Here is a 19,904-nt window from a genome sequence, read left to right on the forward strand (position 1 = left end):
CGAGTCCAGACCTACCAGAGCTCGCCGGCGACCAGGCGGGCCGCTTCCTCGTGACCGCGCGACAGGGCCGGATCGGCGCCGAAGATCCGCGCATTCGACGACCATGACTGCAGCCGGCCCGGCGCCTTGCCCCGGCTGATCGCCGCGATCAGGTCACGGCGCGAGCACGCGCCCGGGATGACGAGGCCGGCATCGGCCTTCTCCACCAGATGAGCGAAGCCGCAGGTCTCGGTGAGGATGATCGGCAGCCCGTTGGCCAGCGCCTCGACGATGACCGTTCCGGTGGTCTCGATGCGCGCTGGGTGAACAAGCAGGTCCGCCGCCGCCATGATGGCGGGGATATCATCGCGAAAACCGAGGAATCTTATGTTGCCGCGCAGCTGCCGCGGCACGCCGCGCAGCACATGGCCCGCCATCGGAGTGCCGGCGGCGATCCCTGCGACCAGCCAGACGCAGTCGGGGAATGCCTCAAGAGCGCGCGCCACGCGGTCGAACCCCTTCACCCATGCCGCCCAGCCGATCGACAGCCAGGTCTCTGCCCCCGCCCCGATGCCTAGTTCCGCCCGCATGCGCTCGCGCGTTCCGTCGCTCCGCAAATGCGGCATCCGCCGCGCCGGGTCGAGGTTCGGCGAGATCCGCCGGAAGCGGCCGTCCGGCGTCTTCCAGATGCTTTGGTATTCGCTCTGCTGGCGCTCGCTGAGCATGATCAGGCTGGTGCGGGCGCCGGGCGCGAAACAACCCTGCTCGAGCTGCATCTGGGTGCGGTAGCGCGGCGAGAAGGTGCGCCAGGCACCTTGTTTGACCTTGGCGTAGGAGCGATCGCCGGAATAGTAGATGTCGAGCATCGGCAGCTTGTTGAAGCCGACGATGCGGTCGAAGTCGCGCCGCTGCGCGGCGAGTGCCGCGCCCAGCGCCACGTCGCGGCCGGGATTGGTGGGGTTGGTGGTCTTGACGATCCGGACCTGGCAGCCCGGATCGATCGCGCCACGTATTTCCGTGGTCAGGATGGTGACGTCGTGGCCGGCGGCGGCGACGTGCCTGGCAATCGACAGGCAATCGCGCTGCAGCCCGCCGAAAGACGACAGATTGCTGATCGCCATGCCGAAACGCATGAAGATACTTCCCCAAAGCCTTCCTGCTTTTATCTTTTCTTTCAGAGGCCTGGCAAGCTCGAGGCGCGCTTCGAGCGCCTCGATCACGAAGTTCTGAACGCGTCTTCGGCTTCGCCGGCTATTTGTTCGCCGCCGTGGAGGGGTGCACCGGGCGGCGTACCGCCCGCACCTTGCCGCTGTTGCCGCCGCCGCAGAAGAAGCAGCCGCCGCCATCCGACTCAAGCCCGGACACGCCGGTTCCAGCCGGCATCTCCAGCATCTCGAGCACCTCTCCAGTGCCGGGATCGATACGCCGCAGATCGCTCTCATCGCCTTCCCAGGTGCCGTGCCACAGCTCGCCGTCGACCCAGGTGACGCCGGTGACGACGCGCTTGGACTCGATGGTGCGGATCACCTTGCCCGTTTCGGGATCGATCTGATGGATCTTGCGGGCACGGTATTCACCGACCCAGAGCGAGCCTTCCGCCCAGGTCAGGCCGGAGTCGCCGCCATTGCCGGGGGCCGCAATGGTGGCGACCACCTCGCCGGTCTGCGGCTCGATCTTCTGGATGCGGTCCTCGGCGATCTGGTAGAGGTGCTTGCCGTCAAAGGCGGTTCCGGCATGCGCGGCGACATCGATCGAGCGCAGCGTCGCCCCGGTCTCGGGATCGAGCGCGTTGAGCTTGTCGCCGGAGGCGAACCAGACCTTTTCGCCGTCGAAGGTCACGCCGGCGACGGTCTTGACGCCGGGAAAGGGCCCGTATTCACGCAGGATTTCGGCGGCGGCTCGTTTCATCTTGATCTCCATCGATTTGAACAATCTCGCCACTAACCTAGTCGCTGGGCAACGGACCTGGGAGTAACAACACAGTCGGGAATGCCGGCATCGGCGGCGTCATCCAGCGCCGGGCCCTGCCGCGGCCGACCGGCTGCACCTTGTGTTGCCCCGAAAGCTCTTCCAGCGCCCGCTGCACGGTGCGCGCGCTGGCGCCGAGCGCGATCGCCAGCGCTGAGCTCGACCATGACTCGCCGTCGGCCAGGAAGGCGAGCACCGCGCCGTGCTCTTCCTCGACAGGGGGCGCCAGCACCACGACCTCGCGGGCGCGCCGCGGGGCCAGCTCGAAGCCCTGGGCCGTGGCGTTGATCTCGGCGAATGCGCCGAGCTCGGCGAATGCGCCGAGCTCGGCGCGCAGCCGGCCCATCTCGACCCGCAGCCGGGCGCGATGCGATTCATCGGCATGCCTGGCGCGAAAAGCGCGTCTGAGCAACGCCTCCCGCGATGCGTCCGCCGGCCAGGCTTCGGCAAGCGTGCGCGCCAGCGCAAACAGCACCGGCCGCGTCGCCAGTTGAACCACCGCGCCCGCCTCGCGCACGACATTGCGGCAGGCATCGACGACCAGCGCCTGCGAGGCCAGCAGCGCCTCGACCTCTTCGAGCAGGAGCAGTCTCTCGGAACCTTGCGCGATGAGCCGCGCGGCGGGCATCTTCAGCACCAGCGAAGCGTTTTCCACCTCGGTCGTGAGCGCCGGTATGTTCGCCTCATAGGCGGCGAGCGCTGCCCGGCCGAGCGCGGCCCGCGCCGCCTTTGTCCTCAGGCGCCGGACCGCGATGCCGGCGGCCGCAAGCTCATGCGCGACGCGCGCGACCGGCGGCAGTGGCGCGGGGTCGAAGCCGGCAAGCAGGCGTTCGGCTTCGTCGAGGCGGCCGATCAGGATGAGGCGGCGCGCTTCCAGGCTTCCCGCATAGGCGGCATTGACACGGTCGCCATGCGCTTGAAGTGTCGCTCGCGCCGTCCGCAGCGCCTTTTCCGGCCAGCCGAGATCGCGTGACACAAGCGCGATCTCTGCCTCGGCGACGACGCAGCGCGCGCGCGCCACCGTTTCCTTCGGGCTGAACGCGCGGGCAGCGCTTTTGAGCAGCGCCTTTGCCCGCTCGAGATCGCCGAGCTGGGCCATGGCAATGCCGCGCAAGGCCAGCGCCGGCGCGTCGTCGCGCAGTGCGACCCGCTTCAAGGCGCCGAGCGGATCACCCGCCGCGAGCGCGCGGCCGGCTGCGGTGATCAGCGAGTCCATGCAGGGCCCGCCGGCGCAAATCCCGTCACACTTGTAACTCTCATCATCGCGCCATCCGGCCCTATGTCTGTCCTCGCACCCCAACCAAACCGAAAGAATGGGACAAGAGCAATGACCCAACACATGAAGACACCGCCGATCGTTTCGCAGGAGGCCTGGGAAGGCGCGTATGAAGAGATGCTCGTGAAGGAGAAGGCGATGACGCGGGCCCGCGATGCGCTCGCCGCCGAGCGCCGCCGCATGCCATGGATGGCGGTCGAGAAGGATTATATGTTCGACGGCCCGAACGGCAAGGCAAGCCTGCTCGACCTATTCGAAGGCCGCCGCCAACTGGTCGTCTACCGCGCATTCTTCGAGCCCGGCGTCTATGGCTGGCCGGAACATGCCTGCCGCGGCTGCTCGCTGGGCGCCGACATGGTCGGCAACGTTGCCCATCTCAACGCCCGCGACACGACGCTTGCCTATGCCTCGCGCGCGCCGCAGGCCGACATCGCGCGGCTGAAGAAGCGGATGGGCTGGGAGATGCCCTGGTACACGATCACCGACAGCTGGGATAAGGATTTCGGCGTCGACGAATGGCACGGCCACAACGTGTTCATCCACGACGGCAGTCGAATCTTCCGCACCTATTTCATCAACAATCGCGGCGACGAGGCATTTGGCACCGTCTGGAGCTATCTCGACGTCACCCCGCTCGGCCGCCAGGAGGTATGGGAGGATTCGCCCGAGGGCTATCCGCAGACCCAGACCTACAAATGGTGGAACTGGCACGACAACTACGAAGAGGGCGCCGCCCCCGACCAGAGATGGGTCGAGGTGTCGGATGTCGGCGAAGCGGCCTTCCGCAACAAGGACGCCTGAGCGCGAAGCGACTCTGGCGGTGCTAGCCGCACCGCCAGAGCCGATCCCCGATCGGGCCTTGACGGCCCTTACACCTTGGAAAGTGGATACAATGAGCAGCGAAAACGACGGCGCCCTTGCGGCGGCTGATTCCCCTCGCCCCAACGACTTGAGCGGCTTCGGCCTCGCCGACTGGCTCTGCCTGGCGGCAGCACCGACCTTCGCGGTCATGGCGCTGCTGACCGCCGCCTATGGCGGCCACGACATGATGTGCATGCCCGGCCCCGGCGCCTCCATGCTCAGCGGCATGGTGCCGATGTATCTGCTGATGGCCGGCTTCCACCTGACACCCTGGCTGCGGCTGGTGGCGAGGCGCAGCTGAATTCTGCCGCGTCTGCGGACGCCAATCGTCACTTCGAGTTCATCGCCTTCTCGCGCATGACCCGCCACAAGCACGAGATCACCACCGGTTTGCGCCTAGCAGGTCTCGCCAAGAGCGTGTCCTCGACCTGTCCCACCAACCGCATTGCCTTCCGCTTCCGCACGCACAATAGTCGGACCGATGCTGCAGGCAATCGCGAGTCACTGGTCCGAGCTTATCCTGATCCTCTCGTTGGCGATGGCGGCCGTCGGCATCGTCCACGCCATCATGACCAAGGAAGACGTGCGCGCCGCCACCGGCTGGGTCGGCGTGATGCTGCTGTCGCCCTTCCTCGGCGCGATCATCTACGCCATCGCCGGCATCAACCGCATCCGTCGCGCGACGATCAGCGCCATGCGGCCGCTTTCCGGCGAGGCGGCTCTGGCCAAGCAGGAGCGCGACATCGCCGCCGAGGATTTGATCACGGCCGAGTACGGCCAGCGCTTCGTCGGGCTGAAGACGTTGGGCGACAGGGTGGCACGCCGCGCTCTGACTTCAGGAAACGCGATCGCCGTCCTGGAAACGGGCGACGAGGCCTATGCCGCTATGTGCCACGCCATCGACGGCGCGGAGCGCAGCGTGCTGCTCGAGACCTATATCTTCGACAATGACGCCGTCGGACAGCTGTTCGTCGAAGCGCTCGGCCGCGCCGTCCGGCGCGGCGTCGCCGTGCGCGTGCTGATCGACGCCGTCGGCGTGCGCTACTCCGTGCCCAGCATCCTCAAACAGCTCAAGGAGGCGGAGGTCACCACCGACCTCTTCAACGGCAACATCGTCATGGGCCTGAGACTGCCCTATGCCAATCTGAGAACGCACAGGAAGATCCTCATCGTCGACGGCACGGTGGCGTTCACGGGAGGCATGAACATCCGCAAGGGATTCTCCGCCGAATTCGCCGGTTCCGACAGTTCGCGGGACACGCATTTCAAGGTCACAGGGCCGGTGGTGGCCGACCTGTTCGCGGTCGCGGCGGAGGACTGGCGCTTCGCCGGCAACGAGGCCCTGAAGGGCGAGACCTGGCAGGTGGCGGCACCCTTGTCGGCGCCCGGCCAGCCGATGCTGGTGCGGGCGGTGGCGAGCGGACCGGATGCCTCGAACGAAACCAACCACAAGCTGCTGATGGGGGCGTTCTCCGTCGCGCGCAAATCGATCCGCATCATGTCGCCCTATTTCCTGCCGGACCGCGAACTGATCAGCGCGCTGACCACGGCGGCACGGCGCGGTGTCGAGATCGACATCGTCGTCCCGGCGGTGAACAACCTCTTCCTCGTCGACCGCGCGATGACGGCGCAGTTCGACCAGGTGCTGAAGCATTATTGCCGGGTCTGGCGCCACGAAGGCGCCTTCGACCATTCGAAACTGATGGCGATCGACGGCGTCTGGGCCTATATCGGCTCCTCCAATCTCGACGCCCGGTCGCTGAGGCTGAATTTCGAGATCGACATGGAGGTTCTTGATGCGGACTTTGCCGCCGAGATCGAGGCACGCATCGGATCGGCCATCGCCTCCGCGCAGCCGGTGACGCTTGAGACGTTGAAGGCCCGCCCCTTCTTCATCCGCGTCTTCGACCGGTTGCTGTGGCTGGGATCGCCCTATCTATAGCGCAAGGAACAGAGCAGCAGGACCATGGAGATAAACGGACGCAACCTGCCGGAGACCGTGCTCCTGTCGATCCGCCACAGAAAGGCGCGGAAGGCAAAGGCGACGCCGCGCAAGCGGGTCGACGGCCCCGAGATGGTGGTCGCTTCCTACAACGTCCACAAATGCATCGGCACCGACCGCAAATTCGATCCCGAACGGACCGCGCGCGTCATCCGCGAAATCAGCCCGGACGTCATCGCCCTGCAGGAGGCCGACAACCGTTTCGGCGACCGCGCCGGCTTGCTCGATTTGGCGCGGCTCGAACACGAAACCGGGCTGGTGCCGGTGCCGGTGTCCGGCAACGGCAAGGGCCATGGCTGGCGCGGCAATGTGCTTTTGTTCAAACGCGGCACGGTGCGCGACGTCCACCAGATCAAGCTGCCGGGGCTCGAGCCGCGCGGCGCGCTGGTCGCCGAAATCGATCTCGACGAGAAGCGGTCGCTGCGCGTGATCGCCGCCCATCTCGGCCTGCTGCGCCGCTCGCGCTCCGAACAGGCGCGCGTCGTGCTCGACATCATGAGCAGCGCCGACGAGAGGCCGACGCTTTTGCTTGGCGATCTCAACGAATGGCGGCTCGGCAACCGCTCGGCGCTCAACACGCTGCACACCACATTCGGGCACACGCCGCCGGCGGTGCCGACCTTTCCCTCAGGCCTGCCGGTGCTTGCGCTGGACAGGATCATGGGCAACCGCAACGACATGGTCTCGGCGGTGGAAGCGCACGACACGCCGCTGTCGCGGGTCGCCTCGGATCATTTGCCGCTCACGGCTTTCGTGCATCTGTAAGATCGGCCTTCAGCCCTCCCGCAGCCAGACCAGCATCTCGCCGGGATCGCGGTTGTCCCAGGCGTAGTAGGGAACTGCCTTCACCCTCGCTTCTTCCGTCGCCGGCGGCTCGGCGCGGTAGAGGCCGTTGCGCCAATCCTCCGACGCCTCCCTTCTGCCGGTGGCCGACAGCGTGACGATGCCACCGAGCAGGTTCGGCTCGTGATGCGCCTCGATTTCCGCCGTTCGCGGCAGGCTGATGCGGTGCAACTGGCCGGGATTGTCGGTCGCCTCGACGCAGTAGATCAGCGGGCCGCGCGCCAGCGCGACACGGCCGATGTCCTGGCGCACCTCCGGATTGGCGAAGAGGCGGGAGATCGACATGTCGAGGTCGAGCTCGACATGGTCGCCCTTCTGCCATTCGCGCTGGATCGCCGCGTAGCCGTCGCTCGATGCGGCATCGAGAGCCATCGCCTTGCCGTTGACCTTGAGCGCCGCCTTGCGACACCAGGCCGGCACGCGCAGGTGCAAGGTGAAGGCGACCGGCGCCTGCGGCTCGACGCGGATCGAGACGGCGCCGTCCCAGGGATAATTGCTGGTCTGGACCAGGCTCACCGGCTTGCCCGATATCTCGAAGCGGGCGGTCGAGTCGCCATAGAGATGGACCGCCAGCGCGTCGTCGGCGAGGCCGTAGAAATAGCTGCCGATCGACGCCACCATGCGGCCGATATTGGGCGGGCAGCACGGGCAGCGGTGCCATTTCCAACGATTGTGCCGGCCGCGGCTTTCCAGCGGGTTCTCGTAGAAGAACAGCGAGCCGTCGAGCGAAAGGCCGGAGATCGAGCCGTTGTAGAGCGCCCGCTCCATCATGTCGGCGTAGCGCGCGTTCGGCCCCATGCCGAGCATGCGGCTCGACCAGAACACCAGGCCGACCGCGGCGCAGGTCTCGGCATAGGCGGTCTCGTTGGGCAGGTCGTAGTCGCTGGTGAAGCCTTCATTGTGCGCCGACGGGCCGAGGCCGCCGGTGACGTAGAGGCTCTTGGTGGTCAGGTCGTCCCACAGCCGGTCGAGCGCCGCGCGCAGCGTATCGTCGCCATATTCGGTGGCGACATCGGCCATGCCGGAAAACAGGTACATCGCCCTGACCGCGTGACCAACGACCTTGTCCTGCTCGCGCACCGGTCTGTGCGACTGGTTGTATTCGTAGGTCTTGAAATGATAGGCCTTCGGGTCGGCGCCGCGGGCGCGCGCCTCCTCGTCGAAATAGTGCGGCAGTTGCCCTCGCTGGTCGATGAAGTACTTTGCCAAATCCATGTATTTCTGCTCGCCGGTCGCCCGCGCCAGCTTGACCAGCGCCAGCTCGATCTCCTCATGGCCGCAATAGCCCTTCCTCTTGCCGGGCCCGGAACCGAAAGTATTGGCGATGTGGTCGACATAGCGGCACATGATGTCGAGCAGCTTGCGCTTGCCGGTGGCCTGGAAGTAGGCGACGGCGCCCTCGATCAGATGGCCTGCGCAGTAGAGCTCGTGGCAGTCGCGCAGGTTCGTCCAACGCAGGCCGGGCTGGATGCGCTGGTACCAGCTCGACAGGTAGCCGTCGGGCTGCTGCAGCCTGCCGTAGAGATCGATGACGGCGTCGATCTTCTTCTCCAGCGCATCGTTGCGACGCCGGTAGAGCGAATAGGCGGCGGTCTCGATGGTCTTGCCCCAGTCGGAGTCCCAGAACATCTGCGTCGTCACCGTCGAGCCGGTGAAGCCGGGATTGGCGGCCTCGTCGGGCGACGGCGAATGGAACGGGATGACGACGCCCGGCGACGGCCGGTCGGGGTCGATCTGCTCCAGCATGCGGGCCTCGACGCAGCGCTCGTAGAGGATCTCGGCGGTGCGCGCGGCGACCGCATCGACCCGATCGCCCCAGAAGCCGCGCACGTCGACCTGCGGCACCGGCAGCGGACGGAAGGCGAGGCTCAGCCTGCCGGTGTTCTGGGCGTTGGTCATCGGCTTGCTCCATTCAATTTCGCTGTCGTCATTTCACGGCGCCGGCCATCAGGCCGCGGATGTAGAAGCGCTGCAGCGCCAGGAAGAGGATCAGGCACGGCACCATCATCACGGTGACGCCGGCCTGCACGGCACCCCAGTCGATGGCGCCGAAGCGGCCGGACTGCAGCGCCGTCATCATGATCGGCAGGGTGAACTTGGACTGGTCGGTCATCAGCACGAGCGCGGCCAGGAACTCGTTCCAGGCGCCGAGGAAGGCGAACAGCGCGATGGTGACGATGCCCGGCCAGACCAGCGGCAGCATGACCTGCAGCAGCATGGTGACGTTGTTGGCGCCGTCCATGCGGGCGGCCTCCTCGATCTCGCGCGGCACCGCGTCGAAGGCGTTGCGCATCATGAAGATCGAGAACGGCAGCTGCAGCGTGACATAGACGAAGACCAGCCCGGTCAGCGTGTTGTGCAGGCCGACCTTGGTCAGCACCAGGAAGATCGGCGTCAGGATCGACTGGAACGGGATCATGATCGTCGACAGGATGATGACGAACAGCAGGTCCTTGAAGGGAAAGCGGAAGCGCGAGAAGCCGTAGCCGGCAAGCACGCTGACGATGACGGAAAACACCACCGTCATCACCGAGACGTAGATGCTGTTTTGCGCCGGCAGCCAGAGCCCGTCGCCGAAAGTGTTGAGCGTGCCGTAATTCTCGACCGAGAAGCCGGTGGTCGGCCATGGCGGCAGCGGCGGCTGGCGCGCCTCCTGCGACGGCTTGAAGGCCGACAGCACCGTCCAGACGATCGGCGCCAGGAACAGCAGCGAGGCGATGATGCCGGTCAAGTGCTCGGCGATGCCGAGCCGGATGCGGCTGTTGCGGCTGCGCGCCTGCGCCATCAGTCGACCCCCTCCGGTTTGCGCAGCAGCCAGAGCTGGACGAGGCTGAGCACGACGAGGATCAGAAGCAGAATCATCGAAAGTGCGGCGCCGTAGCCGAGCTTGAACGACACGAAGGACTGGTTGAAGATCCAGTAGACGGCGGTCAGCGTCTGGTTGCGCGGGCCGCCGCGCAGGATGATGTAGAACTGGTCGAAGGCGAGGATGGAGCCGGCGACCGACAGGATCAGCGCCAGCGCCAGCGTGCGGCGCATCAGCGGCAGGGTGATGGCGCGGAAGCGCGCGAACGGCCCTGCCCCGTCGATCATCGCCGCCTCCTGCAGTTCCGACGGGATCGACTGCAGGCCGGTCATCAGGATGATCATGGTGAAGCCCGCGACCTTCCACACGACCATGGCGATGATCGACCAGAATGCCGGCTGGAAGGTGGCCAGAAGGTTGAACTTCTTCTCGGTCAGGCCGAGCGCGTAGGCGGCCGGGCTGAACAGGCCGGAATCGACGTTCAAGAGCCACGACCAGAGCAGGCTCGCCGAAGCGAAGCCGATGACGGCCGGCATGAAGAAGGCGGTGCGGTAGACATTGGTCATCGCCCGCGGCCGCTCGATGAAGATCGCCAGCGGAAAGGCGACGGCGAAGATCGCGATCGTGACCACCAGCGTGTACCAGCCGGTGAAGCGCAGCGCGTTCCAGAAGCGCGTGTCGCGCAGGATCGCCCAGTAGTTGCCGAGGCCGATGTAGGAATGCTCGCCCATCAGCGGCCAGTTGTGCAGCGACATCCACGCCGTCATGCCGAGCGGCACGATGAAGAACACCGTGACCAGCGCCACCGCCGGCGCGACATAGAGCAGCCCGATCCACTGCCGACGCCCGGCGCCGACCAGCTTTCGCGGGCGCGCGGGGGCTGCGGTTTCTGCGGTTATGGTGGTCATGGGTAAGCACTCACTTCCCCTTCTCCCCCTGTGGGAGAAGGTGGATCGGCGCGCAGCGCCGAGACGGATGAGGGGTGCGCGAAGGATCGCCGTCCTTGCCAAGCTGGAGCACCCCTCATCCGTCGCCTTCGGCGACACCTTCTCCCACAAGGGGAGAAGGGGGAGCCTAACTGCCTGCGTCCCGCGGCATTCCGGTTAGATGAGTGCTTTCTCAACGCGATAGTCCTGCTTGGCGCTGCGTCCCCCTCCCCTCGAGGGGAGGGTCCGGCCGAAGGCCGGGGGTGGGGTCCGCCGCGACGCGCGCCGACGGGGAGATGGCGTCGAGCACTGCCGGGGCGACCCCACCCGGACCCTGCGGGTCCGACCTCCCCTCAAGGGGAGGTTGAGGGCGGCGCTACTTCTGCGGCGCCTGGTCGATGATCGACTGCATGGTCTCCTGCGCATTCGAAATCGCGCCGTCGACATCGTCGCCGAAGAAGACCTCGTTGACCATCTGCGTCCACGGACCGTTGGCGGAGTTGATCAGGTCGTTGAAAACCACCGTATAGGGCGTCTTGCCCTTGGCCATCGCCTCGGCGGCGATCTGGTAGCGCGGGTCGAGGTCCTTCAGCGCCTCCTTGGCGATGTCGCCGCGCACCGGCAGGCTGCCGTATTTGGCGAGCAGCGTCTGGCCTTCGAGCGAATAGGCGAAGTCCAGAAATTCCTTCACCACGGCGAGCTTCTTGGTGCCCTTGGTGACGACGAAATTGTCGCCGCCGGCGAAGGACGACCAGCCGCCATCCTTGCCCGGCAGGAAGGTGACGCCGTAATCGACATTCGGGTACTGCGTGTTGAGCGCGCCGATGGCGAAGGCGCCGGACGGCGAGATGCCGATGTTGCCGGCGGCGAAGGCGGCGAAGAAATTGGCGCCCGTGTCGGTCTGCGCGCCGGCTGGCACCAGATCCTTCTTGACCATCGAACGGTAGAGGTCGATGGCGCCGCGCAGCTGCGGGCTGTCCAGCGTCGCCTTGGAGCCGTCCTCGGAGAGGATGTCGCCGCCCGAAGCCCAGATCAGCGGCGTGAAGGTGAAGATGTTGCAGCCGCCGCAATTGCCGGAGAAATAGAAGCCCTTGATGTCGCCGCCGAGCGCGTTGACCTTCTCGGCGTCGGCCTCGATCTCGGCCCAGTTGGTCGGGCCCTTTTCCGGATCGAGCCCGGCCTGTTTGAACAGCTTCTTGTTCCAGATCAGCACCGAGCTATCGGCAGAGAACGGCAGGCCGTAGATGCGGCCCTTGTAGGTGCCGGTCTTCACATGCGCCGGCGACAGGCTGGCGAAATAGGGCAGCGACTTCGCCCAGTCGGTGATGTCCTCGAGCTGGCCGGCGGCCGAGAAGGACGGCGTGTAGATGAGATCGAGCGAGAGCGCGTCGGGCGCGGTGCCGCCGGCGGCGGCCGCCCCGTATTTCGGGATGATCTCGGCATTGGGGATGATGTCGAGCTTGATCTGGTTCTCGTGGCCCTTGTTGAAGGCATCGACGATGCGCGGCATGAAGTTCGAGCCGTCGGCGCGCACCCAGATGTTGGCGGTGTCGGCGGCGAAAGCAGGCAGAGCAAAAATGCTCGCGGCGAGCGCGAGCCCGGCAATCATGGTCTTCATGGTTCTCCTCCTCATTGGTTCTCCTCCCTATTGCGGCGCTCTCCCAGATCGCGCCGCGCGTTCTCCTAGCCGCCCACTGGGCGGCCGCATGACTGACGCACCACCAGCCGGCACGGCAGTTTTCGAATGCCCGGCGCGGCCGCCTGGCCGCCGACGAGCGAAAGCAGAGCGAGCCCGGCCTCGCGGCCGAGCGTGGCCAGGTTCATGTCGACCGAGGTCAGCGGCGGGCGCGTCGCCTCGGCCACGATCTCCCAATTGTCGAAGCCGATGACGCCGACATCCTCGGGCACGCCGATGCCGCGCTCGCGCAGCGCATCGATGACGCCGCGCGCGATCTGGTCGTTGCCGCAGAAGACGGCGTCGGGCATCTCGCCCCTGCCCGCCTTGCCGTCGAAGAGCTTTGCGACGGCCTCATGCCCCCAGCCTTCCGACCAGGCGCCGAGCAGCGGTTCGGCCACCGGCAGGCCGTGCTCGGCCAGCACCTCGCGATAGGCACGCGCGCGCTCATGCACGACGGCAAAACTCGCCGGCCCGCTGACATGGGCGATGCGCCGGCGTCCGAGCCCACAAAAATGCTCGACCGCCAGCCGCGCGCCGCCGGCATCGTCGGAGACGAAGGCGACCGAGCCCGGATCGGGCTGGGTGAAGGCATAGATCACCGGAATGCGCAGATTGGAGAGGTCGATCGGCAGATGGCGGTCGATGCGTTTTCCGGTGGCGATGATGCCGTCGACGCGCTTGTCGAGCATGGCCTCGACATGGAGCTGGCCAAGGCGCGAATCGTCTTCGACATTGCACAGGAAGACCGAGACGCCGGCATCGACCAGCGCATCGGAGACGCCGGCCATCAGCGGCAGCGAGAAGCGGCCGTAAGTATCGTTGGTGAGCAGCCCGACGGTGAAGGAGCGTTTTCGCAGCAGGCTCTGCGCCAGGCTGTTCGGCCGGAAGCCAAGCCGCTGCGCCGTCTCGCGGATACGCTCGCGCGTCTCCGCCGTCATCCGCCCCTGCCCGTTCAGCGCCTTCGAGGCCGTCGCCACGCTGACGCCGGCGGCCAATGCCACCTCACGTAGGGTGACCGGGGCTGGCGCTGGCAAGGCGTCGGAGGACATGTGTCGAGGCGCATCCCTGAGTTGGGAAAAGGTTTTCTCTTATCGCCCTGCGCGGTGATGACGGGTGAGGTCAGCGAGCGCGGAGCGATTTGGGAAAAGGTTTTCTCACAGGGAGGTTAGGGGAAGGTGGGGAGGTTGGCAAGGGGGATTTTGTGTCCTTTGGACCGCGCTAGCAGGTTGCAGCGGCAACACAATCTGAAGGAATGCTGTGGCACAAGCGGTCAACCCCGTCATGGGCGCTTTCGATTGGCGCCGTGGAGGCCGGTCATGGTCTGGCGCGGGGAAAGCGCTGCGCTCGGCTGCACACGTTCCACCCCACCCCGCTGAGCGCCAGTACCTGGCTCTACGTCCCCTTCACGATTCTCGGCTTGGTCGGTCGGCGGGATTGAGTCGCGCTCTCGATGGTCAAGGCCAGCCGCTTCTCGTCTTCGATGGCGCGATCGACTGCCTCGATTTCCTCCTGGAGCGCCTTCAGTTGGGCACCGTAGCTGGAGCCATCGCTGTCCCCGATCTGGAAGCCACTTGCCCGCATTGCGTCGCGGGTATGGTGCACGTTACGGACGCCTTCGCGTCGGGTCGCGACGAGGATTTCCCTGAACTCTCCAAGACGTTCAACGTGACTGCGAGTCATTGCGTTCTCCTATTTCGTCGTCATCGTCGCCGACGGCGATGCAAAACGGCCAAACTTACGGCGCAGAAGGTCTAGGAGACTAAAGGAGATACTCTCGACAAAGCATGAGCGCGGAAGCTCAAATTTGAATGTCTTGCAACAAGGTGATTCCAGGCGCGCCTCTCAAACCAGCATCGACTGCTGGGCGAAGATGCCCGCCATCGCGCCTTGCCACGATGCCGTGGTGACCGAGGGGATCATGGGGTTAGTGAGGTCGCCCGCGGCGTAGATGCCGGGCATGCTGGTTTCGCGGCGCTCATCAACCTTGAGGACGATGCCAAGGGGCGTGGCGGCCGTGGCGAGGCCCAGTGATTCATGCAGGCCGGCGGACGGCTTGTTGCGCGGATGCGCGAACAGAATGTCGACAGCGACATCACGGCCGGAATCGAGCTTGAGGGTGGGATTACGGCCGCCGTGACGGGTGATTTCAGTGATCCGGCCATCGAAGACAGGCGTGTTGCGACGCTCCAGATCGGCCCGGATATCGGCCGGGATGTCGTGGCCATCGGAGAAGACCGTCAACCTGTCAGTCCAATCGTGGAACAGCCTGACCTGATTGTGCGACTGCGGGCCGGACCAGACGAGGCCCCAATGCTGGCCGGCGACTTCAAAGCCGTCGCAATAGGGGCACGGCACGATGGACGTGCCCCAGCTTTCGGCAAACCCCGGCACATCGGGCATCTGGTCCGTGATGCCATAGCTCAGGATCAGCCGACGTGCCCCAAGGCGTTCGCCATCGCCCAGGAGGACGGAGAAATCGTCGATGCCGCCGGAGACTTCTTCGGCCCGAGCGTTGACCAGACTGATCGCAGGATAACGCGCCAACTGCCGGCGCGCCTCGGCCAGGATGTCCAGCGGCGGCCTGTGATCGTGACCAAGCATACCATGCGAGTGTCCGGCGAAGCGGTTGCGCGGCAGGCCAGTGTCGAGAACGGTGACCTTGCGGCGGGCACGGCCGAGTTGCAGGGCGGCGGCAAGGCCAGCAAAGCTGCCGCCGATGATGATGACGTCATCCATGGTGATGGGCTCCGTGTTGCGTATGAAGCGGGTTGGGCTGAGGCTGGCACGCAGAATCGTCCGGCGATGCGCATTCGATATCGGTAGGCGGCCAAGGTAATGCTGATTTGGAGGACACGATAGAATCCACTCTTGGAATTTCCGAAACTGCGTAGTATCGTAATTCATGAATTACGATACTGTCAAGGACTGTAATTGAGATGACCGAAAATAGTCGAGGCCGGCGTGGCCGGCCCGCCAATGAGGCGCTTGGCCAAACCATTGTCGACACCGCAGGCGAACTCTTTGCAGAATTGGGTTTTCAAGCGACGACCTTGGACAAGGTCGCCCAGCGAGCGAAGATATCGAAGCTCAGCATTTACAAGCACTTCGAGAACAAAGAGGCGCTGTTTGGCGCGGCCTTTGCGGTCCGCTGTCAGCAGTTAATCCCACAGGCACTTTTTGAAGGCGTCGATGGCTCGGCCGAGGATCAGCTTATGGCGGTGGGATCGTCGATGCTTCGCACGCTGCTGCGCCCCGATGTCCGCAACGTCGAAGCCATAGTCATGGCCGACACGCCGAACCAAAAGTCGTTGAGCAAGCTCCATTACGAAGCCGGCCCCGCCCACATCGTCGCCCAAATCGAGACCCTGTTACGTCAGTTGCACGCGAAGGCGGTGCTCAACGTGCCCGATCCTCTCCGGTCCGCCCGCTTGTTTGCCGCACTTTTCAAAGGCTCCGATCTTCTAATTATTGCACGCTTTGATGAGGCGAGAGCAGAGGACGATGACGAAATCGAATCCTATTGCCGGTCGGCTGTCGCCATGTTCATCGCGGCTCACGGTCGCAACGAACACGCGGGCGGATAGCCGGGACGAGGCCGCGATGGACTACTCGCTCGATATTTTGAACGCGTGGCACTGACTCAGCGCGAGATCGGTGTCCGGAATGCGCCAGCACCGGACATTGCATGGCTGGCATGTGATCATGCCCCCAGCTTGTCGAGCAAGGTCTTGGCCTCTTTCAGATCGAGCGTGTCGAAGCCCTCGGTGAACCAGCCGTAGGTCGGCGCGAGCAGGTCGTGCGCCTCGGCGCGCTTGCCTTGTTCGGCCAAAAGCCGCGCAAGCGATGTGGCGGCGCGGAGCTCCCAGGATTTGGCACCTTGCTGGCGAGACCGTTCGATCGCCTGGCGGAACGAGATTTCGGCCTCGCGGCAATCGCCTGGTTCCGCGGCAGCGCATAGGGCACCCCGGAGCCGCAGCAATTCGGCATGGCACCACTGCTCGCGGGTCCGGTTCACCTGGTCGAGGGCCCGATCGATCAGGCGCACGCCGTCGGACGCGCGATTGACGCTGCCTAGCACCTCGCCGAGCAGTCCCATCGTGTACGCCTGCGTCACCTGCGTTCCGACGGCCTGCATCCGGGCCAGGCTATCCTCGATCTGGGCGATCGCCCGCTCCCTATGGCCCTGCTTCGCCCAGAGCCATCCCTTCTGCTGGGCGGCCATGGCAGTCCAAAAGGGATACGCCTGCTCGGTCGCGAAGGTGAGCGCACGCTCGTTTTGCTCCTCGGCTTCGGCCACCTCGCGCCGGAATATTCGTAACCACGCTGCCCATGTCAGCACGTAGGCGCGGCTGAAGGGGTGCGCCAATCGCTCGGCCAAGGCAAGAGCGTCTTCCATCCGGGCCAGCGCCTGGTCGGGGTAGCCGAGTTGCCAAAGCACCGCCGACCCACGACACAGGCAAATCGGTCCGGGATCCTGGCCGTAGAGGGCGAGATGGGCTCGATGTCGCTGTGGGCGATACGATTCGGAGGCCAGCTCCAGATGTTTGCGTGCCTCCCTGAAGGCGCCGCGCCAGGAAAAGCCGACCCCCCGGGCATAATGGGCTTCGACCACCCACACGGGATCGTTACTCTGCCGGGCAAGGTCGAGCAGCCGTCCGCTCAGCTCGTGCGCCGACGTCAGTTCGGCGCGCGTGGCCGAGTAGATGGCCAGGCCGAGCAGAACCGGGAAGATATCCGCATCTTCCGGCATCAGCTCGCAAAGGCGGCGCGCGCGAGAATATGCCTGCTCGACCTCGGGATTTGCGTAGCCGCTTTTGGCGGCGAGCACGCGGCCCAGCACCGTTAGCGCTGCGAGCTCGCGCCGCTGGCGCTCCGGGCCCGCAGGGAGCGTTTCGATCAGGTTCAGCGCTTTCTGCAGATGGTTCTGGGCCTCATCGTTGGCCGAACGGTCGTTGGCGCTCTCTCCCGCGCGCTGCCAGTAGCCGATGGCCTGAAGCGAGAGGCCTGCAGCCGTATAGTGCTGAGCCACGATCTCCGGCTCGTGTTCGACGACCTCGCCGAAATGGGCGATCCGGGTGTGCAGTTGCTGGCGCCGACTGCGCAGCAAGGTGGCATAGGCGGCATCTCCCACCAATGCGTGCTTGAAGGTGCACGTCGCGTGCGGCGGCCGGCCGCGCGCAATCACGAGCTCGGCGCTGATGAGCTGGTCGAGGGCGCCCTGCAGTTCCCGTTCCTCGCGCTGCGCGACAGCCGCCAGCAGCTCATAAGAGAATTCGCGGCCGATGGCGGCGCCAATCTGCGCGACCTCCCGCGCCGGCATCACCAGCCGATCGAGCCGCGCCACCAGAGAATCCTGCAGGGTTGCAGGGATCGCCAACGGTGGCAGCGGACCCGAGAGCGCGTAGCGGTCGCCTTCATCGGTCAACACGTCGGATTCGATGACCGCCTTGGTCACCTCCTCGAGGAACAGGGGCACGCCGTCTGTCTTGGCCACCATCTGCTCGAGCAGCCCGCCCGGCAGCGCCTTGCCACCGGTCAACCGCTCCACCAGCGCCGCGCCCTGCCGGCGGCTCAGGCGGTTCAGCGCGAGCGAGGTGACCCGCGGGTGGCCGATCCACCGCGGCTCGAACTCAGGGCGGAAACTGAAGATCGCCAAGACTGAAAGGCGGGGGATCTGCGGAACCAATCGGTCGAGAAGCTCCAGCGACGTTGGATCAATCCAGTGGATATCCTCGAAAACCAACAGCACGGGCTGGCGGGCCGCCAGGCCAACAAGCTGCCGGATCAGCGCCTCGAGGGTGAGCTCCTTCTGGCGCTGAGGGCTGAGGTTCAGAGGTGCGTAGCGGCTGCCCACCGGGAGCGAAAGAAACGCCGACAACAAAGGGGCGTCATCCCGGACCTTGTCTGTAGAGCGCGCCAGGAGGCGCTCCAGCTTGTCGAGTTTCACGCTCGGCGGATCGTCTGGGTGGAAGCCAGCCGCGCGGGTGAGCTGGACGATCGACGGGCGAAGGGCGCTGTTTGCGTGGAACGGCGAGCACTGGCAGCGGATGCGGATGTGCGGCCGGTCGCGCAGACGCTCGCGGAGCGCCTGAATCAGGTGCGACTTGCCGATGCCGGGCTCACCGGAGAGCAGGACCACCTGCCCCTCGCCGGACGCGGCCTTGCTCCAAAGCTCCGCGAGCAGAGCAAGCTCGTGCTCGCGCCCGACCGTGGGGGCGAGGCCGCTCGTCGCGCGCGCTTCGAACCGGGTCTCGGCGGCACTCTCGCGAAGCACTCGCCACGCGCGGATCGGGGCGTCGAACCCCTTCAGCTCGTGGAAGCCCAGGTCGGCGAACTCGAACAGCCCGCCGAGCAGTCGGCGCGTCGCGAGCGGGATCACGATCTCGCCGGGCGCCGCCAATGCCTGCAGCCGTGCCGCCAGGTTCGGCGACTCGCCGACCACCGCTTCCTCCTGCGCCGCTCCTTCGCCGATGAGATCGCCCACCACCACCAGCCCCGTAGCGATGCCGACGCGCACCGCAAGCGCGCCTTGTGCCGGGGTCGCGAGCCTTGCGATCGAATCAACGACCGCCAGCCCGGCCCGCACGGCTCGCTCTGCGTCGTCCTCATGCGCCTTTGGATAGCCAAAATACACCAGCACGCCGTCGCCCATGTATTTGGCCACAAACCCGCCAAAGCGACGCACGGCCTCCGCAACGCACTTCTGATAGGCCGCAATCACCTCCCGCAAATCCTCAGGGTCCATTTGCGCGGAGAGTGCTGTCGAGCCGACAAGGTCCGAGAACATCACGGTGACCTGGCGGCGCTCAGCGGTGTCCTTCGCTGCGTTGTCGATTGCCAGAGGCGCATCGGATAAAAGCGGCGTCGGTGCGCCTGCTTGAGCGCGCAAGGCTGCGATGGCGTCGAGCAGCTTACGACGGTGTCCGACAAATCCGACGCCAAGATCCTTCAGATCCTCGGCCGTCAATATCGGCAGGATCGTCTCGTCGATCTTATTCTCGCGGAAGGCGTCCTCATACTGTTCGAGGTCAAGCCTCCGCAGCCAACCTCCGACGTCCATGGCGGCGCCCCTGGCTTGCCCACCCACCGCATGATCCACCAGGGGAGACAGCCTGTCTAGGAGCAGGTTTTGAATGACCGGTTTGGCTCAAACCAGGACATCATGCCGCCTGAACCAGGCCACAGCGATGAGCAGCCCCAGCCCGCCATTCCAACCCACCCCGCTTTCTGCTTGAATACCCTCTCACCCAGCCGCGGAGCACCCCCATCTCCACCGATCCCTTCGCTCCCCTCCGCCAGCGCTTCCTCGCCCGCTGCGCCGATCAGCTCACCGAGCTGAAGGTCGCACGTGAGACTCCCCTGCCCGGCAACGATCCGCTGATCCGGCTCGCGCACTCGCTGGCGGGCGCGGCCGGCACGTTCGGCTTTCCGGAGATCAGCGCCAAGGCATCGGCTCTGGAGACGCTGCTCACCGAGCAGGCGGATGGCGGGGCGGTTGGCGCGGCGCTCGATGCGCTGATCGCGGAGGTCGAGCGCACATTGCAATGACGCGGCCGGTCGCCGCC

The 19,904-nt window shown here is 65.8% G+C and carries 17 protein-coding genes; 6 read left to right on the plus strand and 11 right to left on the minus strand.

From position 1 onward, the window contains the following. Window positions 1-11: 11 nt before the first annotated feature. The 3 genes from EN857_RS24985 to EN857_RS24995 all read right to left on the minus strand — a co-directional run bounded on the left by EN857_RS24985 (window position 12) and on the right by EN857_RS24995 (window position 3,163). Window positions 12-1,112, minus strand: a complete 1,101-nt coding sequence (locus tag EN857_RS24985; RefSeq protein WP_187331446.1) for a glycosyltransferase family 4 protein — start codon at window positions 1,110-1,112, stop codon at window positions 12-14. A gap of 118 nt (window positions 1,113-1,230) precedes the next feature. After that, complete coding sequence (locus EN857_RS24990) at window positions 1,231-1,887, minus strand: glutamine cyclotransferase (RefSeq protein ID WP_127284934.1); 657 nt, start codon at window positions 1,885-1,887, stop codon at window positions 1,231-1,233. Between the two features lie 37 nt (window positions 1,888-1,924). Continuing rightward, the gene (locus tag EN857_RS24995; protein ID WP_127393507.1) at window positions 1,925-3,163 is read right to left on the minus strand and encodes a helix-turn-helix domain-containing protein; all 1,239 of its coding nucleotides are present in this window, start codon (window positions 3,161-3,163) and stop codon (window positions 1,925-1,927) included. 111 nt (window positions 3,164-3,274) lie between these two features. Here EN857_RS24995 and EN857_RS25000 point away from each other — a divergent pair, with 111 nt between their 5' ends. The 4 genes from EN857_RS25000 (at window position 3,275) to EN857_RS25015 (ending at window position 6,851) form a co-directional block, all read left to right on the plus strand. Next, window positions 3,275-4,024, plus strand: coding sequence for a DUF899 family protein (locus EN857_RS25000; RefSeq protein ID WP_127393508.1), 750 nt, complete (start codon window positions 3,275-3,277; stop codon window positions 4,022-4,024). Window positions 4,025-4,115: 91 nt separating this feature from the next. Beyond that, window positions 4,116-4,385 carry a hypothetical protein gene (locus tag EN857_RS25005; RefSeq protein WP_245493417.1) on the plus strand — a complete coding sequence of 90 codons (270 nt, stop codon included), beginning with the start codon at window positions 4,116-4,118 and terminating at the stop codon, window positions 4,383-4,385. Between the two features lie 180 nt (window positions 4,386-4,565). Next, the gene (locus EN857_RS25010; RefSeq protein ID WP_127393509.1) at window positions 4,566-6,026 is read left to right on the plus strand and encodes a phospholipase D-like domain-containing protein; all 1,461 of its coding nucleotides are present in this window, start codon (window positions 4,566-4,568) and stop codon (window positions 6,024-6,026) included. 24 nt (window positions 6,027-6,050) lie between these two features. Further along, complete coding sequence (locus EN857_RS25015; RefSeq protein WP_127284925.1) at window positions 6,051-6,851, plus strand: endonuclease/exonuclease/phosphatase family protein; 801 nt, start codon at window positions 6,051-6,053, stop codon at window positions 6,849-6,851. A 9-nt stretch (window positions 6,852-6,860) separates the two neighbouring features. Here the strand turns inward: EN857_RS25015 and EN857_RS25020 are convergent, their stop codons facing one another. The 7 genes from EN857_RS25020 to EN857_RS25050 form a co-directional block, all read right to left on the minus strand. Continuing rightward, window positions 6,861-8,828, minus strand: coding sequence for a glycoside hydrolase family 127 protein (locus EN857_RS25020; protein ID WP_135859295.1), 1,968 nt, complete (start codon window positions 8,826-8,828; stop codon window positions 6,861-6,863). Between the two features lie 28 nt (window positions 8,829-8,856). Continuing rightward, entirely contained in the window at window positions 8,857-9,714 is an 858-nt protein-coding gene (locus EN857_RS25025) for a carbohydrate ABC transporter permease (protein WP_127287052.1), read from the minus strand. Further along, window positions 9,714-10,643 carry a sugar ABC transporter permease gene (locus EN857_RS25030; protein WP_127394074.1) on the minus strand — a complete coding sequence of 310 codons (930 nt, stop codon included), beginning with the start codon at window positions 10,641-10,643 and terminating at the stop codon, window positions 9,714-9,716. Before EN857_RS25030 ends, EN857_RS25025 begins: the two co-directional genes overlap by 1 nt. A 394-nt stretch (window positions 10,644-11,037) precedes the next feature. Continuing rightward, a complete protein-coding gene (locus EN857_RS25035) occupies window positions 11,038-12,279 on the minus strand; it encodes a sugar ABC transporter substrate-binding protein (protein ID WP_127310637.1) in 1,242 nt (413 codons plus the stop codon). A 65-nt stretch (window positions 12,280-12,344) separates the two neighbouring features. After that, the gene (locus tag EN857_RS25040; protein ID WP_127285823.1) at window positions 12,345-13,388 is read right to left on the minus strand and encodes a LacI family DNA-binding transcriptional regulator; all 1,044 of its coding nucleotides are present in this window, start codon (window positions 13,386-13,388) and stop codon (window positions 12,345-12,347) included. A gap of 343 nt (window positions 13,389-13,731) precedes the next feature. Beyond that, entirely contained in the window at window positions 13,732-14,019 is a 288-nt protein-coding gene (locus EN857_RS25045) for a hypothetical protein (RefSeq protein ID WP_127285822.1), read from the minus strand. 162 nt (window positions 14,020-14,181) lie between these two features. Beyond that, window positions 14,182-15,075 (minus strand): NAD(P)/FAD-dependent oxidoreductase, encoded by an 894-nt coding sequence (locus EN857_RS25050; RefSeq protein WP_127394144.1) that lies wholly within the window; start codon window positions 15,073-15,075, stop codon window positions 14,182-14,184. Between the two features lie 200 nt (window positions 15,076-15,275). Here EN857_RS25050 and EN857_RS25060 point away from each other — a divergent pair, with 200 nt between their 5' ends. Then, entirely contained in the window at window positions 15,276-15,923 is a 648-nt protein-coding gene (locus EN857_RS25060; protein ID WP_127394145.1) for a TetR/AcrR family transcriptional regulator, read from the plus strand. A gap of 116 nt (window positions 15,924-16,039) precedes the next feature. Here the strand turns inward: EN857_RS25060 and EN857_RS25065 are convergent, their stop codons facing one another. Beyond that, window positions 16,040-19,399 carry an AAA family ATPase gene (locus tag EN857_RS25065; RefSeq protein ID WP_135859296.1) on the minus strand — a complete coding sequence of 1,120 codons (3,360 nt, stop codon included), beginning with the start codon at window positions 19,397-19,399 and terminating at the stop codon, window positions 16,040-16,042. 275 nt (window positions 19,400-19,674) lie between these two features. Here EN857_RS25065 and EN857_RS25070 point away from each other — a divergent pair, with 275 nt between their 5' ends. Then, a complete protein-coding gene (locus EN857_RS25070; RefSeq protein WP_245478322.1) occupies window positions 19,675-19,887 on the plus strand; it encodes an Hpt domain-containing protein in 213 nt (70 codons plus the stop codon). The last annotated feature ends 17 nt before the right edge of the window (window positions 19,888-19,904 follow it).

The organism is Mesorhizobium sp. M4B.F.Ca.ET.214.01.1.1, from assembly GCF_004791545.1.
Taxonomy (GTDB): Bacteria; Pseudomonadota; Alphaproteobacteria; order Rhizobiales; family Rhizobiaceae; genus Mesorhizobium; species Mesorhizobium abyssinicae.